This is a genomic window from Psychrobacter sp. FME5, from assembly GCF_014861375.1.
GTDB lineage: Bacteria > Pseudomonadota > Gammaproteobacteria > Pseudomonadales > Moraxellaceae > Psychrobacter.
Window position 1 is genome coordinate 1 of sequence record NZ_RRYX01000006.1, and the last position, 16,513, is coordinate 16,513.

Sequence of the window (16,513 nt, forward strand, 5' to 3'; positions counted from 1 at the left end):
ACTGTGCTGATGTGCTTTTACCACGCTACCATCTATAAATAACCATTCACTATCGTAGTCTGCTGTCATTATGGACATCAGTTGTTGCCATTTACCCGTTTTACGCCAATAGCGGTATTGATGATATACGGTAGACCACTTGCCAAAGCAGGTTGGTAAGTCGCGCCATGGACAGCCAATACGTATGCGGTACAACATCGCTTCGACTGTTCGTCTTAGATTGGGCTTGTTATATATGTTAATTTGTCGCAATATATCAGACAGCTTTTGCCATTGTTCATCAGTGAGCATGGTACGAGCCATAAGTAACGCCTTTTCTCTTTGTTGTGGTAAACAAGAGTGTAAGGCGTTGCTTATTTTTTTCAACTATCTCCCAATTCTATACAGCCCCTAGTAAGCAAGTATTATTTTTTGTATCTATTGTGAGTGGTTTTTAATTAAACGTAGTTTTGCTGGATTGATATATCAATGATGGCTGCAAACACGGCAACCGCTTAAACGCGCAAAATAATAGACCTATAAACAATATGTCTATAAACAGTGCGCCTATAGGCAAAGTAATTTGCTATGACTCGATAAAAAGTGATAACCCTATGATGAATGTTGCAACCTTAGTGACTCGCTGCTTGTCTCCTGTTTTACTCACCGCCGTTGCTCTATCCAGTTTTTCTGTCACTGCCCAAGCGGGCAATATGTATATCTATAAAGACACAGGTGGCCAAGTCCTGCTGACCAATGTTAGTCCAAGTGGTAATTTCGATAAATTCACCAAAAAAGTGAAAGTAACCTACTACAAAGATTCTAAAATGTACGACGGTGGCAGCAATAACTACGGTAGCAGCGCTAGCAGCAATAGCGGAAGCCGCAACTCATACGACAGTTATATTCGTGCCTCTGCTGCGCGTCACGGCGTAGATCCTGCACTTATAAAGGCAATGATGCACACCGAGTCAGCCTTCAACCCTAATGCCCGCTCACCTGTCGGAGCGCAAGGCTTGATGCAGCTAATGCCGGCTACTGCACGCCGATTTAAAGTCAGTAATGCCTGGAATCCAGCCGAAAATATCGAAGGCTCTGCTAAATATATTGCATGGCTGATGAAGCGTTTTAATAACAATGTAGAATTTGCGATTGCAGGCTATAATGCGGGTGAAGGTAATGTCGATAAATATAACGGCATCCCTCCTTTTAAAGAAACCCGTAACTATGTCCAAAGAGTGATGAGCCGCTACCATAGCTTATATAAAAATGACGCCGGTCTTACTGAAACCAGTATGAATGCCAGTAACCAAACTGCCAATCCTAATACCAGTGGTGGCTTGCAAAACGTCAGTTACGCGACCAATAATAATACCAATAACCCCAGCTACGCCAACTCAGCCTATGCGGCATTACGCTAATATAAAAACCAGCAGTAATAGCCCCATATAAAAAGCCCGCTAATGATTAGCGGGCTTTTTATATTTAAAAGATAAGCGATTAGCGCTATATCAAACAATCGACGTAGCACTCACTCTTTTAACATCTATACCATTCACAAGAATTAGAGTGGCAAGAAAAACGAGTTCAAGTACTATACCTTCAAGTACTATGTCTTATAGACTAAACAAGTTTGACACGGCCAATCTTAATTTTTGGGTTTGGTATTATTTGTTTGCCGCTTGGGTAGCAGCAACTTCAGCAGCAAAGTCTTCTTGCTTCTTCTCGATGCCTTCACCAACTTCTAGACGTTTGAAACCAAGTACTTTTACGCCTTCAGCTTTTAATACGTCACCAACTTTTTTATCGTTGTCCATCACGTATGGCTGACGTAGTAAAGTGACTTCGTCTAGGTATTTACGTAGGCCACCTTCGATCATTTTTTCAACGATATTGTCAGGCTTGCCAGACTCTTTTGCTTTGGCTTCGATGATGTCTTTTTCGCGTGCTAGTACGTCAGCAGCAACGTCTTCGTCATCGACAGCAACTGGGTTAAATGCAGCGATATGCATGGCAAGATTTTTGCCAGTTTCTGCATTACCGCCTTCAAAAGATACCACTACACCGATACGTAGGCCGTGACGGTATGAGGCAATATTAGCGCCCTCTAGCGTTTCAACACGGCGAACTTGGATGTTTTCACCGATTTTCTGTACCAATGATACGCGTGCTTCTTCAACCGTTTGACCATCGCCATACGGTAGCTCAGAGATAGCAGCGACATCAGTGACGTTGTTTTCTAGGGCAAGGTTAGCCACTTTTTCTGCAAATGCAGTGAAGCTGTCATCTTTTGCGACGAAGTCAGTTTGGCAGTTAACTTCTAACAAGAATGCTTTATTTTCGCCTTGAGCGATGATGATTGCGCCGTCAGCTGCGATGTTACCAGCTTTTTTAGCCGCTTTCGCTTGACCAGATTTACGTAGGTTATCAATGGCAGTTTCGACATCGCCGTTTGATTCTTCTAACGCTTTTTTACATTCCATCATGCCAAGACCAGTACGGTCACGCAATTCTTTTACCATTTTGGCAGATACTTTTACTTCTGACATAAGAGTTACCTTTTATTATGTATGGGGGTGCACGTGCACGATACTTATTTAGACGTATTTAAACGTGCTTAAATGCTGTTTAGCGTGTCAATAATAAGGCATGACGAGTAAAACTACATCATGCCTATTATGAACTTATACGTATGAGCTTATACGCTGTTAATAACTTTATATGGCTGCTAATAGGTTGACTATCAAGACATCCTTACAAAGTTAAACCTTATCGGTCAGCAATTTATTCTGCTGGAGTAGCCGCTTCTTCTGCTTTGGCTTCAGCTGGTGCTTCTTCAGTAGCAGCAGGCGCTTGCTCTGCAGCTTCTTGTGCTTGGTCAGCTTTGCCGCCAGCTTGAGTCTGTGCGTATTCTTTACCAGCGATAATCGCATCAGCCATAGAAGTTACGTACAAAGTCACCGCACGGATAGCATCATCGTTAGCTGGGATGATGTAATCAACGTCGTCAGGGCTAGAGTTGGTATCAACGATACCGATAACTGGGATACCTAGATTTTTGGCTTCTTTGATAGCAATTGCTTCGTGATCAACGTCTACAACGAAGATTGCGTCAGGTAGGCCGCCCATGTCTTTGATACCGCCCAATGAACGCTCAAGTTTTTCCATATCGCGAGTACGCTCTAACGCTTCACGCTTGGTAAGCTTAGCGAAAGTACCGTCTTCTGCTTGTTTCTCAAGCTCTTTTAGACGATTGATTGACTGGCGTAGTGTTTTCCAGTTAGTCAACATACCACCTAACCAGCGATGGTCAACGTATGGCATGCCAGCACGAGTCGCTTGCTCAGCGATGATGCCGCTTGCTGCGCGTTTGGTACCAACAAATAATACTTTGTTTTTCTTCGCAGCTAGGCCATTTACGTAAGTCAATGCTTCGTTAAACGCTTTTACGGTGTGCTCTAAGTTGATGATGTGAATCTTGTTACGCGCACCAAAGATGTATGGACCCATTTTTGGGTTCCAAAAACGTGTTTGGTGACCAAAGTGAGCGCCGGCTTGTAATAAGTCGCGCATTTCGATTTTGGTTGGATTGTTTGTAGCCATGTTAAATATCCTATTGGTTGGGTTATGCCTCCACATCACAAAAACTGCCTATCTAGCGACACGCATTTGCTTTGGATGCACGTGTATAAATACAACACATAGCCATTAAGCAAATTAATCAAGTCGCCAAACACCCAGCAATTTTTTGCCATGATGTGTGTGTCATTGGTTGATGGGTGGGTTTAAAAAAGTGAGCCATGATTTTAACTTAACAATACTAAATTATAAAAATAGCTGCGCTGTATTTTATCATATAACGCTTGGCGACTGCTAGTGCTATTATGCTGTTTGAGCGTATGATATGGTCAATCGACTATAAAAGAGGTAGATTCAAAATAGCGTTCTACTGGTATAAATTTTTCTGGCGTGCTGTGCCTGCGCAGACAGAGGCTGCAAAAAATTCATACCAGTCCCGCTGTATCGATTTTATACTGAACTCACTATATCAGTGATGGATTAAGCGATACAGATACCTATCACTGCCTTATAACCACGCCAGGTAAATGGTGTGACATAGCTTTGGCGGTCTTTGGGCAAATAAGACACGCTTGGCGCGCCCTCAACGATATGCGGCGGAGAGATAATAAACTCCGAGCCAAACTCAGTGCGCGCATTGCCAGAGATGGTATTTGCCATCTCACCCAACAAGTCTTTCATCATCGTCATTGATGAATCAGGCTCGCCCATTACTTTTATCACCTCTCGCAGCATCACACTTGGCGCACTCACATACACACAGCCTTCAAGAGGACCTGATATCTCGATGACACCACTAAAATCATAACCAACCGCACTCTTGTTATGATTTAAATAAGGGGTATCAATAGACACATCCGAGCCATCAATCTGCGCAAAAAACGCATTGATTGAGCTAAGAAACACACCTAGTTTTTCTACTTTAACCATAATATATTACTATCCAACTTTATTACGTGGCAGCAGTATTAATCCTGCAAACAGACCACAATCTCGCCTACTTGCGAATGCCAAGTGATGGGAATGATAAAAGAACGCTCATCGTTCGGCAACACGATACTTTGTGGCGCGCCTTTGAACACAAACGGTACAGAAATATGAAACTCTGAGCCAAATTCTTTACGTGCATTGCCTGCGATGGTATTTGCTACTTCACCGGCTAAATCGATATAATTCTCATCACTTTTATCGGTTTCACCCATGCTATCCAATATAGAGGACAGTAATTGACGGGTCGCCGAAAAATACACCACGCCTTTTTGTCCACCTGATATACCAATCACACCCGTATAATCATGAACTTTTGGCTGCTTGTTTTCCAACAAATAAGGGGTATCAGCAACGAGCTCTTCTCCGCCAAACTGATTAAAATAATTGCTAATAATACTTAAAAAAATCTGTAGCTTTTGTTCTTTCATAATCACATCTACTTAAGTCATTGAATGGTTTAGTCTTGCATCAACTCATGCAAAGACTCTACAAGCTCTTCTTCTGAAAAAGGCTTGCATAAAAATCCGCTGGCACCCAACGACAACGCTTCAATACCCGTAGCCTTATCAGACAACGCTGACACGACCAAAATACGGACTTCAGGGTCAATCGCAATGATCTTTTCAATACACTCAAGTCCGTCCATCTGCGGCATGGTCAAGTCCATGGTAATCACATCAGGACGATGAATATTGAACTTTTCAATAGCTTGAACGCCACTGGTTGCCGTAGCAACCAACATAAACTGCCCTGAATCATACGCGCGCTGAATACGGTTTCGGATGATATTTGAATCATCAACAATCATTAATTTATGCATAACCTATTACCTGTAATGAGGTACGTGGTCATCCTTAACCGCGTACCTGTTGTCCCCAATTAAGCTTTAGGTAACGTAATGACGAATTGCGTCATTTTACCCAGTTCACTATTGACATTCAGCTTGCCGCCGTAGTCTTTCACCAATGCTTTGATGATATCTAGACCCACACCGCGACCACCATCTTCATCGGCATCATCTCTGGTAGAGAAGCCAGAAGCAAATAGCTTTTTAAGTAAATCACCGTGAGTGAGCTGACTTGCCTCTTCACTATTAAAGTGGTTTTCTTCAACCAGTTTATGACGGATACCATCATAGTCGATACCTTGACCGTCATCTTGCACAATCAGCATAAAGTCTTGACCAGTGTCTTGCACTTCTAGGTCAATTTTACCTGCCGCATCCTTCCCAAGAGAATGACGAACGCTTGGCGCTTCAACACCATGTACCACAGCATTGCGTAGTAACTGAATACCAATCTCTTTGATAGGCTTGGCAAGATGCTCTGGGATATTGACTTGCGCTAACGTGTGGCTGTTTAGCTGTATCTGCTTGCCTTGTCTTGCGGCGATATCCTTGGCAAAATCTCGATAAAATGAGAGCTGATCATCCTTTGGCTCATCGTTCAGGTCGATATCCTGACCACCAGCAATAGTGATGCCACCAATCGATAGGCTGGCTGGCTGATGGCTAATAGCAGTATCAGGCGTTGCTGTTTTTACTGCGCTCTCTTTCGCCATCGCATCATTTAACGCAGTTGTTTTTTGCGTGGTGGCAGGTTTGGTAGGTGCTGGCGCTGAGCGGTTGATACGCTCACCGAGCGTTGCAATGGTATTAGACAAGCTCAACAAGTCATCTAAATGCACGGCAAGTGGCAAGAAATCATTACCCGATAGCTGACCTTGGTTTTGCAGCGCATGCAACTTGTCTTCAGCATCTGAGGCAATCTTAGTAAAGCTGTGCAGTTTTAGCGCAGAAGCCTCGCCTTTTAGACTGTGCATTTCGCGATAAATGGCTTTCAACTTGCTTTCTAGCTCAAATTGCGAGCTACCAGGGTTTTTCAAGATATTGTTCATCTTGTTGATATGCGCATCGGTATTGGCAATGAACTCGTTAATAATCTTCGGATTCACATTCAAGATAGTGGTGAGCATCTCAATCTGCATATCGTTCTGAGAACGCTCTTTTTCTAAGCGCTGCTCAAGATAAACAGCATCAGAGACGTCATTGACGTTGACCAAGATACGGGCAATGTCTTTATTATCATACACGCGTGAGAATTTGAAATCTAAGAAACGGCTATTCGCGCCTTTATTGCCAGCAGCATTATGCAGCATGACTTTGTGTAGAGGGTTTAGAGAGTCCACCAGCTTTTCTTTGACTCGTGGGTTGTATAGCTGCTCAATAAACTGCTTGGTGGTGTTTAGGTCTTTATCAGAGATACGACCACGTAATACACTGGTAAGGTTCTCACCTGCCAAGCTATCAGCACCGATAATGTCGTTTAAAGCGCGAGAATGCTGCTGACCAATCTTCAAATCTTTATCTAGCAGAAATAGACCGGTATTGACCGTTTGCATAATTTCTTGGGTTTCGCGGCGCGCCGTTATCAACTCTTCATCAGAGGATTTCAATCTACGCACAAAATATAGTACGAATATGATGAAATATAAAATTGCGAATGAAATACCAAAAACTTGCAGATTCCGTAGGAACCCAGCACGCTGACCGTTCTCATTACCTAAACTATTACTAAGTGCGGTGGCATTATCATAAATACCTTGTGTACTCTCTCCAAACCTATCCTCTAAAGTACTTGCCGCTAAGACTGATTGTGAATCAACATAGCTGGTTGCTTCTTGTTTATAAGGCGTCCACAGATTTAAAGTGTTTTGTACATACTCAATCTGATCAGGCGCAACTGGAGGCTTATAAACATCTTCATCATCACGAATAGCAACATTACCGCCCTCATTAAGCGTAGTGATCTCTTTATCAAGCTCTTGCGTCAATTGAGTTATTTTTGCCGCTTGCGACTGTAGCGCAGATGCAGGTTGCTGCTGTTGACGCATAATATTGAGTAGATATATCTCTTGGGTGAGCGTTGGAATATCACTTCGAAGGTCCGAGCTCAACGTAGTACCAGCTCGCAAATCACGAATCTTCAGTGAGTTATAAATACTAGTAACCAAAACACCTGACGTTAACAGTAAGAAGATAACGACTGAAACGACAATTGAGGTATAGCGGTTTTTAGAGATATCCAAATTTGAACGTGTAGAAGGTGCATCCACAATTAACTTCCTTGTTTAAATAGTGCATAAAATGAGATTAAAAATCTGAATGATTGATCGCTTTAATGTAGCCAAACATTTATGACATCTCTAAGCCTTAGTGTTATACAAGGCAACTGGCCATATAACCATTCAATCATCTATCCTTGAAGATTAGAGTAGGTCTAGGGCGTGTCCTACGTTTTTAGTGAAGAATTACTTTTAGCTTAAGCGTGTTTTATTAAAACCCATACCCTATCAATATCTTTTCCATAGGCACAGATATGTATTCACATAGAGGATATGTTGAAATTTCCAGATAAGTTTAGATAAGATTTTTATAAAACGTTGAATAAAAACAATCTTAGACAATATGATTTAGAAGAAATATTTTTTTATGAATGGTTGCTTAATTACAATTAAGTAAGGTTTTACACAGGTATATTGCTTTTTATTACACAAAATTACATTTTTAATCATACTAAAATGAACTTGCGAATGCAACAATTTTATTTGACTTTTGTTATGGGTTAATTCTTATACTTCTTATAATACCATTTACAAAAATTAGAGTAGCAAGGAAAACGAGTGCAAGTGCTACGCACTGTAGACTAAACGAGTTTGACAGGGCTAATCGTACTTTTTGGGTTTGGTATAAACATAAAAAAAGCATTTAGACGTATAATACGTGCTAAATGCTTTTTCGACATTTATTCTAGCTAGCTAGAATTTATCTATTAACTACTCTGCCCGTTAATTATTCTGCATTATCAAGATTCAAGTTACGGTCGATTTGCCAAATCAAATAACAACCAAGGCTCATTAGGGAAAACATCGCGATACCCATTTTTAGGACTGGATTGACTGGGAATAAGTTTAATAATAAACCCCCAAAGATACCCACTGAAAACATCAGCGATCCTTGTAAGGCACTGGCCATACCCGCACGGTGCTTTTGAAAGGCCAGTGCAATCGCTGAAGCGTTGGGCTGGGTCAAACCTAAGCCTGCGATACAAAAGAAAATACAGGCCAATACCAGTGGTAGCCACGCATCCGCACCAAGAACCATACCAATGACGAACAACACACCCGCAGAAATGACCTGCATCATCGCCCCAAAACGCAAAATACTCAAAATACGAAAGCGATTGGTCAACCATTGGTTCAGCTGGGTAAGACCCACAAAGCCCGCCGCATTCATGCCAAACAGCCAACCGAAATGTGTCGCTGATACGCCATAGGTATCCATGATTAATTCAGAGGCTGAGCTAATATAGACAAACATTGCGCCCATTAATAGCCCGCCACCAATCGCTGGATAGTTAAAAGTGGGGTCTTTTAACAAGTCCCAATATTGACTAAGGACTTCTTTGGCAGGGCGCGTATTACGGTTTTCTTCGCTAAGCGTTTCAAAAAAGAAAAACTTCGTGAGTAATAAATTAAGTGTACCAAAAGCGGCCAAAAACCAAAAAATAGAATGCCAGTTAAAAAACTGTAAAAACAGCGCACCAAGCGACGGGGCTAATATCGGCGCTAAGCCCATCACCAAAATCATAATAGAAAAGGCTTTGGCAGTTTGTTTGGCAGTCAGGCGATCTCGAATAGCGGCGCGAGTGACCACTGCACCCACACACGCACCCAGCGCTTGCATGGTTCGCCCGACAAACAATACATATTCATTATTTGTGGTCGCACAGACAATGGAAGCGACGACATATAGCGTCATGCCGATATATAAAGGCTTTACTCGGCCAACACGATCACTAAATGGCCCATAAAACAGTTGTCCAAAAACCAAACCAACAAAATAAGCAGGAACGGAGTTGGCCATAAATGCTGTTGAGACGCCAAAATCATCTGCCATCGATGGTAATGCTGGTAGATACATATCGATGGATAATGGCCCTACCGCTACGATAAGCCCAAGCATCATAATCCATGCAACAGGCAAATCAGCAGAGCGCACGCGATCAGCAGCAATCGGTTTATTGGGTAGGGAGGATTGTGGAGCAGACATATTTAGACCATTCTATAGAGTGATTATTTATTTTATTATCGATGCGCTGTTTGTGTAATTTTACCTAAGAAATAATAATTTCTACAAACAATCATGCATACTTACGTCCAGTGACGCAAGCCGACCGTCTTATATCGTACTATCTGCTTGTAATTCAATAGACGTATGACGTTAATAAAACAAACTTTCACACCTAAAACAATCTATCAAGATAGGGCACACTTTTCTAACGAAACTGACGCTTACCAAACGCGGTACTGGCTTGCTTGGCTTTTCTAAGTGCCAGCTTACGGTTACGTCCGAGCATCATTTTCAGCTGCCAGACTTTTTCTTTGTATAAGGTAGTCGCAGGCTGATGATGCATGGCATTAATCACCCGTTTACTCGCCAGCACGGCATCGGGAGAGCGCTCGGCAAATTCAGCCGCAAGCTGCTGGGCTTGCTCAAGTGGCGTCTCACTACAATGACTGACGAGACCCAGCGCTTTACCGGCATCGCCATCGACCATGCGCGCACTCATTGCCAGCTCTTTTAGTACGTCTTCTCGGACCACGCCAAACGCTGATTGTGTTAAACCCATATCGGGCACTAAGCCCCACTTGGCTTCCATGATAGACAGCTGGCAATCAGGATGGCTGATACGCACATCGCAGGCGAGCGCCAATTGCAACCCTGCACCAATACAGTGCCCTTCTAAAACTGCTATCACGGGCACTGGCAGATCACGCCACACCAGACAAACACGTTGGAACGAACTCTGCCATGGCTTTACCAGCTCCCAAACCGCGAATGCTTGGTTTTTGGGATGATTTAAATCGCCCAAATCGATACCCGCACAAAACGTCCCTTCCGCCCCATTGAGAATGACCGCTCGTATCGTTTTGTCTTTGCTAATGCGACCTGCTACTGCAATCAGCTCGTTCACTACTTTAAAGCTCATGGCGTTTTTTTTGTGTGGACGATTTAAGGTAACCGTTACTATATTGTCAGTCGCACTGACTTGTAAGGTTTCATACTGATAAGTGGCGATAGTATTCATAACAATCCTTATTAATGAGTAAAAAATGGCGCTGATAACTGATGGCAGTAATATTAACAGCCTTGTCCCTACGCTACCTTATCAATAACTGACTGCCACGATACGATTCACTCTTAATGTCATAAAATATCGGCTCTAAATCATCTTCCATGTCATGTCGTTTTCACTCAAACGGTGATAATTGAGCTGAGGATAAGCAGACAAATCTAGCGTCTGTAAGTTATTTAGCGCGGTTAACAATGCCTCATAATACGGCGCAAGCATGGCAAACTGTGCCGGTGTAGTGTGCTGTACATTCAACAAGCACTTATCTTCTAAATTTTGACTGGCCTGACGTAATTGCGGCACACCCGTGTAGCGACTGCCGCCCAATATACGGTGGGCAATTTGCGCCAGTGTGCTACGGTCACGGGCTTCCCACGCTTGGGTGAGTGCTTGTTTTTCATCATTGATAGTATCGAGCATCATAATGATCAGCTTGGCTGCCAGATCAGGTTTGTTCGCTGAACGAGTAAGGGCATCTTGCCAGTTCAAAATGTTCGTATTATCACCATCACTGACGCTTAGATGGCTGGTTTCTTGGTAATACATCTGTTGTGCAGTATTCGCTGCTGCTTGTTCACTACTCAAGCCATCTACAGGATTTTGTGAGGGATACAGTAAGGGTGCTTGTCCCTGTTTATGCGAGCGTAAACTCTCATAGCGCGGCTGGGTTTCACGCGGTGTTTCGCGTCTATAATCTTCACGAGGCTGACTGTCTCGTAAATAATCATCACGGATTTTCTTTAATGATAACGGTCGAGTGATTTTTTGTTGATTGATCTTATTAGAAGCATTATTACGAATACTCTCATCACCTTTAATCATAGGATAAGTTATCGTAGAATCTGAAGGCCATGTCGAATACGCTTCAGCATTCACATCTTCAAAACCACCATTTACTGAGCTATCAAGTGGCGAGTCGCTTTCTGCTAAGTGGGTAGCCTGCAAACCCGTGCTATGTGCATGAGCACTAGAGGCTGTCGTCGTACGCCCAAGCCATTTTTGTAGCACTTGCAACAACTGAGGCTGACTAATGGGCTTGCCGACATAGTCATTAATACCACTAGCGATAAGTTTGTCTCGCTCATCAGCTAAACCATGTGCCGTCAACGCGATGATAGGAATATGGCTATCAGAATTTTCAATACTACGGATTTGCCTAGCCGCCTCATGCCCTGACATACGTGGCATCTGAATATCCATAAATATTAAATCAATACTATTTTTGTCCTGAGTGCTATTTTTGTCTTCGGTAGACTCTTCAGCGTGAAGCATATTATTCGATTTTTTATTTACTTCATCGCGGGTTTCAGCTTTAGAGATTTGAGTTTTATTCGACAGACTTTGTTTATCACTCTTCGTAGTTTTGATGTTTTTGGTTTGCTGTTTACTGATAATCTCTATGGCATCAAAACCGCTACTCGCGGTCATTACCTGAATACCAAGCTCGCTAAGCAAGGCATCAAGCACCAGCAGGTTAGGCAGATGGTCATCAACGGCCAGTACCGTTACCCCTTTCCAACGCGGTTCTTGCAAGTTTTTTGGCATACTACGATTTTGCGTATCGAGCATGGCGTAGAGCTGTCTTTTATCCAATGGCTCATACAATATATTGGCTTGATAACGGTTCAATAGTGCTTGGTCGGCAGCCACTTGATAGCCAAATACCGCAAGCTTGCCTTGATAATGTAGACGAATTTGTTTGAGTAGCGCCATCATATCGTCCTGGGTATCATCGTCAACGATGACCCAATCCCAATAGTTGCCGCGCTCTTTTAATGATTCAAGTACTCCTGGTAGCGAGTTGGCCTGAGTCAATTTAATCGGTAAATATTGCAAGCTGGCTTTAAGCACTTGAATAGACGCCGTATGATTAATCCATATCAAAACGTTAAATTCATCGGTATCACTCGCCAGCGGCGCCAATACTGGTAGCTCAATCGTCTGACCGGTGGCAGCTTCCAAAACATCCACGTGTGCTGGCATGCGAAACCAGAATGTGGCCCCTTGATTGGCGATGTTTTCTTGAGCGTTATCATGAAAACCAATATCCCCGCCCATCAGACGGGTTAATTGCTTGGAGATGACCAAGCCCAATCCTGTGCCACCATATTGACGAGTGATTGATGGGTCACCTTGACTGAAGCTTTGAAACAGCATTTTTTGATCGGCTAGAGAGATGCCTTTGCCGCTATCTTGCACGCTAATCATCAAGTAATTGTCTCGGTAGTCATCCAAGCTAACGCGCACCACCACATCTCCGCTATCGGTGAATTTAATCGCATTACCCACGATATTGGTCAGTACTTGCTTGAGGCGCAGGGCATCACCATTGATACGCATTGGCACATCGTTATAAAACAACACCGCCATGCGCAAACCCTTTTCTGCTGACACCGGTGAGAGCATATCGACCACGTCATAAATGGTGTCATAAAGGTCAAACTCATGGCGATCGAGTACCAGTTTACCCGCTTCAATCTTGGAAAAATCCAAGACATCATTTACCAACGCTAATAAATGTGCCGATGATTTACGTATGGTTTGCACATATAAATCTTGTTCGGGGTTTAGCTCGCCATGACGTGCAAGTAAGTTAATAAAACCATCAATACTGTTCAATGGTGTGCGCAGCTCATGGCTGATATTGGCCAAAAATGCTGATTTGGCTTGGCTGGTTGAGATTGCCGCATCACGCGCATTTCTGATAGAAATGTTTTGCATTTCCATCTCATCAAAAGCCAAACGCAAATCATCTTCAGTTTGCTCAGCATGGTCTTTTAACTCTTGAAAGCTCCTATGCAGGCGACGCAGCGTTTTGACCAAATCTTGCTGTAATAAATTCAGCTCACCATTTGATTCAACCGGTACGGGCTGGTATAGATTGTCAACATGGGTACGTTGTAATTGCAGACGCAGCTCATAAATTGGTGCGATCCAGCGCTTTGAATAGATATTTAAGCTGAGCAAGAGAATTAAAATAGTGAACAAACCGGTAATCACCAATGCCATGGCAATACGGTAACGCGCAATATAAAGCGGCTCGTTGTCCATATCGACCAATAGCCACAACCTCTGCCCCTCAAACTCTCCCAATATACTGCCATAAGCCGTGCCGATAGCCGTTGGCTGCTGTGATAAGAAGCGCTCTTGTGCATCTATCGATGGCCACGCTTCATCCAATCCATAACCTACTGACGCGAGCACTTGGTTGTTTTCATTGATAATTGCGATACGCTGGACATGTTGCTCGGACTGCATGCGACCGAGTTTATCTTGGATTTCTTCAAGCTTACTTATGGCCGTTAACGCTGTTTTTGGTGTGCCTTCTGCCTCCCTCTCCTCTACAGTGACTTCGCTGTTTGCTTGCTGACGCTCTTGCTTTAAGAGCTCAGGAATCAGCTCGGCAACTGCTGGAGTGTAACGAATGAGCACCGCCTCCGCCAATACCTCTTGCTCTGAATTGCTGGCGCGCATGGTTTCATAAAAGACCAAAATACCACCGACCGCTGCCAACACACAAATTGGCAAAAACACCAATATGATGAGCTGACCATACGCACTGCTGGTATCAAAACGTTTTTTGTATGCCATGCTAGCTTTACTCTCTACTGGGGATTGGGCTATGTATAAATAACGGCGCTAATTGATGACAGCCCCTAAGTCTCTCAACTATTTTAACAGCATTTATAAATATAAATATCGTCATTACCAGGCGTTGCTGATGATTGAGCACCAGTCACAATATCAAATTCAGACGCAATACTAAATATGGCGGCTGCCCACTCATTTACCAAAATCTGTTGATGCCATCAGCGTAGCCAAAAACAAAATGATATAATGATGCAACTTTTTACTTGTCGTCAGATTCTTTTGGTTGCTACAAAAATAAAATGATAGTTAAAATATAAATAAGGATACCTTATGTCCGCTACAGACCTGTTAAACGCCAATTTCATCACTCAAGTCACCGCCCTCGCTGATTGCGTCGGTCAAACGCCGCTGGTCAAGTTACAGCGCCTGCCTGAACAAGAGCAACTGCCTAATGGTACCGCATTACTGGCCAAGCTTGAAGGCAATAATCCAGCAGGTTCTGTCAAGGACCGTCCAGCGTTTAATATGATTTATCAAGCAGAACAGCGCGGTGATATCAAGCCTGGTGACATGTTGATTGAGGCTACTAGCGGCAATACTGGCATTGCTTTGGCGATGGTCGCGGCGATGAGTGGTTATCCAATAACGCTACTGATGCCAACTAACTCAACCCAAGAGCGCAAAGATGCCATGATTGCCTATGGCGCGACGTTAATTGAGGTGGATGAAGGCATGGAAGCCGCCCGCGATTTGGCGCTGCAAATGCAGACCGATGGCAAAGGCATTGTCTTAGACCAATTTAACAATCTTGACAATAGCCAAGCGCATTACCTCACCACAGGGCCTGAGCTATGGGCACAAACTGAGGGCAAAATCACTCATTTTATTAGCTCAATGGGTACCACTGGCACTATTACCGGCGTGTCACGATACCTTAAAGAACAAAACCCTGATATCAAAGTTATCGGCTTGCAACCTGATGAAGAAGCGTCTATTGCCGGTATCCGCCGCTGGCCTGCTGCTTATATGCCAGGTATTTATGATGCGGATTTGGTCGACGAAGTCATGGATGTTGACCAGCATATCGCCGAAGTTTATATGCGCAAACTGGCACAAACGGAGGGCATATTCGCTGGTGTCTCTTCAGGCGCAGCAGCATGGGCAGCGGTGCAAGTGGCTAAAGAAAACCCTGATGCCGTCATCGCCTTTATTGTCTGTGATCGCGGTGATCGTTATTTATCGACCGGTTTGTACAATGTCGATGACAGCATAGAAAACGCAGACAATAAAGCACTGTAACCTCAAAAGCAGCAAGCTTATAAATACTCAGGATTAACTATGTCACAAGCCTTACCATCCGACCCTATATTGGTATTTGATATTGAGACCGTTGCCGATACAGATGCGGCACGTCGTATTTACCCGCAATTGGCTAAGCTTAATGATGCCGATACACTAAGCGCGTTGACGGCGCTACGCATACAGGAAGCGGGACACGACTTTATGCGTTTGCCGCTACAGCGTATCGTTTGTATTTCAGCCTTATATATAAAAGATGGCAAGCTTTCATTGTTTTCGTTGACCGCTGATAAGTTTAGCGAAAAAGACATTCTTGCTAAGTTCTTTCGGGCATTTAGTGACCTAGAAAAACTGCCACAGCTCATCAGTTGGAATGGCTCAGGCTTTGATATTCCTGTGCTGATATATCGTGCGATGCAATATGACCTGTCAGCGCCTTGGCTGTTCGAAGAAGGCGCGCGTATCAAAAATATGCGCTTTGATAACTACGTCAATCGCTTCCACACCCGTCACCTTGATTTGATGGACAGATTTAGCCAATACGGAGCCAGCCGCCGCGAAGCCATGGATGTGGTTGCCAGCTTATACGGTCTACCAGGCAAAACAGATGTCGACGGCAGCATGGTTGGTGATCTGTTTCATAATGGTGACTGGCAAACGCTGTCTATCTATTGTGAGTCTGACGTCATGAATACTTGGCTGATATATTTGCGTTGGTTGCGTTTAACTGGGCAGCTATCCTCAAAAGATTTTGATGCTTGGCAACAGCAAAGCTATGATTACTTAGCAAAATACACCCAAGCGGATGGCAGTGCTCGTCATCAGGCGTTTATTGCTGATTGGTCATCTGCACCCAACTCACAATCAGCAGGGTAGTGAAC

Annotated in this window: 13 protein-coding genes; 3 read left to right on the top strand and 10 right to left on the bottom strand. The window is 43.5% G+C overall.

Features of this window, described 5'->3' with window-relative positions; genetic code table 11:
• The coding region (locus EI161_RS01930; protein WP_192528841.1) for a transposase at positions 1-303 on the bottom strand (303 nt) is incomplete at its 3' end.
• A 290-nt stretch (positions 304-593) separates the two neighbouring features.
• On the opposite strand from EI161_RS01930, the gene EI161_RS01935 reads away from it, so the two are divergent.
• On the top strand, positions 594-1,400 hold the full coding sequence (locus tag EI161_RS01935; RefSeq protein ID WP_192522539.1) for a lytic transglycosylase domain-containing protein: 807 nt from the start codon (positions 594-596) through the stop codon (positions 1,398-1,400).
• Between the two features lie 246 nt (positions 1,401-1,646).
• Here EI161_RS01935 and tsf read toward each other — a convergent pair whose 3' ends face one another.
• The 9 genes from tsf to EI161_RS01980 form a co-directional block, all read right to left on the bottom strand.
• Positions 1,647-2,528: a translation elongation factor Ts gene (gene tsf, locus EI161_RS01940; protein WP_192522540.1), complete on the bottom strand. Its 882-nt coding sequence runs from the start codon at positions 2,526-2,528 to the stop codon at positions 1,647-1,649.
• Positions 2,529-2,763: 235 nt separating this feature from the next.
• Positions 2,764-3,582: a 30S ribosomal protein S2 gene (rpsB, locus tag EI161_RS01945; RefSeq protein WP_192522541.1), complete on the bottom strand. Its 819-nt coding sequence runs from the start codon at positions 3,580-3,582 to the stop codon at positions 2,764-2,766.
• A gap of 456 nt (positions 3,583-4,038) precedes the next feature.
• Positions 4,039-4,488: a chemotaxis protein CheX gene (locus tag EI161_RS01950; RefSeq protein WP_192522542.1), complete on the bottom strand. Its 450-nt coding sequence runs from the start codon at positions 4,486-4,488 to the stop codon at positions 4,039-4,041.
• 38 nt (positions 4,489-4,526) lie between these two features.
• Positions 4,527-4,976 carry a chemotaxis protein CheX gene (locus EI161_RS01955; RefSeq protein ID WP_192522543.1) on the bottom strand — a complete coding sequence of 150 codons (450 nt, stop codon included), beginning with the start codon at positions 4,974-4,976 and terminating at the stop codon, positions 4,527-4,529.
• Positions 4,977-5,005: 29 nt separating this feature from the next.
• Positions 5,006-5,368 carry a response regulator gene (locus EI161_RS01960; RefSeq protein WP_192522544.1) on the bottom strand — a complete coding sequence of 121 codons (363 nt, stop codon included), beginning with the start codon at positions 5,366-5,368 and terminating at the stop codon, positions 5,006-5,008.
• A 59-nt stretch (positions 5,369-5,427) separates the two neighbouring features.
• A complete protein-coding gene (locus tag EI161_RS01965; RefSeq protein WP_318779280.1) occupies positions 5,428-7,662 on the bottom strand; it encodes an ATP-binding protein in 2,235 nt (744 codons plus the stop codon).
• Positions 7,663-8,398: 736 nt separating this feature from the next.
• Positions 8,399-9,658, bottom strand: coding sequence for a multidrug effflux MFS transporter (locus EI161_RS01970; RefSeq protein ID WP_192522545.1), 1,260 nt, complete (start codon positions 9,656-9,658; stop codon positions 8,399-8,401).
• 226 nt (positions 9,659-9,884) lie between these two features.
• The gene (locus EI161_RS01975) at positions 9,885-10,697 is read right to left on the bottom strand and encodes a crotonase/enoyl-CoA hydratase family protein (RefSeq protein ID WP_192522546.1); all 813 of its coding nucleotides are present in this window, start codon (positions 10,695-10,697) and stop codon (positions 9,885-9,887) included.
• Between the two features lie 135 nt (positions 10,698-10,832).
• On the bottom strand, positions 10,833-14,333 hold the full coding sequence (locus EI161_RS01980) for an ATP-binding protein (protein WP_192522547.1): 3,501 nt from the start codon (positions 14,331-14,333) through the stop codon (positions 10,833-10,835).
• A gap of 330 nt (positions 14,334-14,663) precedes the next feature.
• Here EI161_RS01980 and cysM point away from each other — a divergent pair, with 330 nt between their 5' ends.
• Both cysM and EI161_RS01990 read left to right on the top strand, forming a co-directional pair.
• Positions 14,664-15,632, top strand: a complete 969-nt coding sequence (gene cysM / locus EI161_RS01985; protein WP_192522548.1) for a cysteine synthase CysM — start codon at positions 14,664-14,666, stop codon at positions 15,630-15,632.
• 39 nt (positions 15,633-15,671) lie between these two features.
• Positions 15,672-16,508: a 3'-5' exonuclease gene (locus EI161_RS01990; RefSeq protein ID WP_192522549.1), complete on the top strand. Its 837-nt coding sequence runs from the start codon at positions 15,672-15,674 to the stop codon at positions 16,506-16,508.
• Positions 16,509-16,513: the final 5 nt, after the last annotated feature.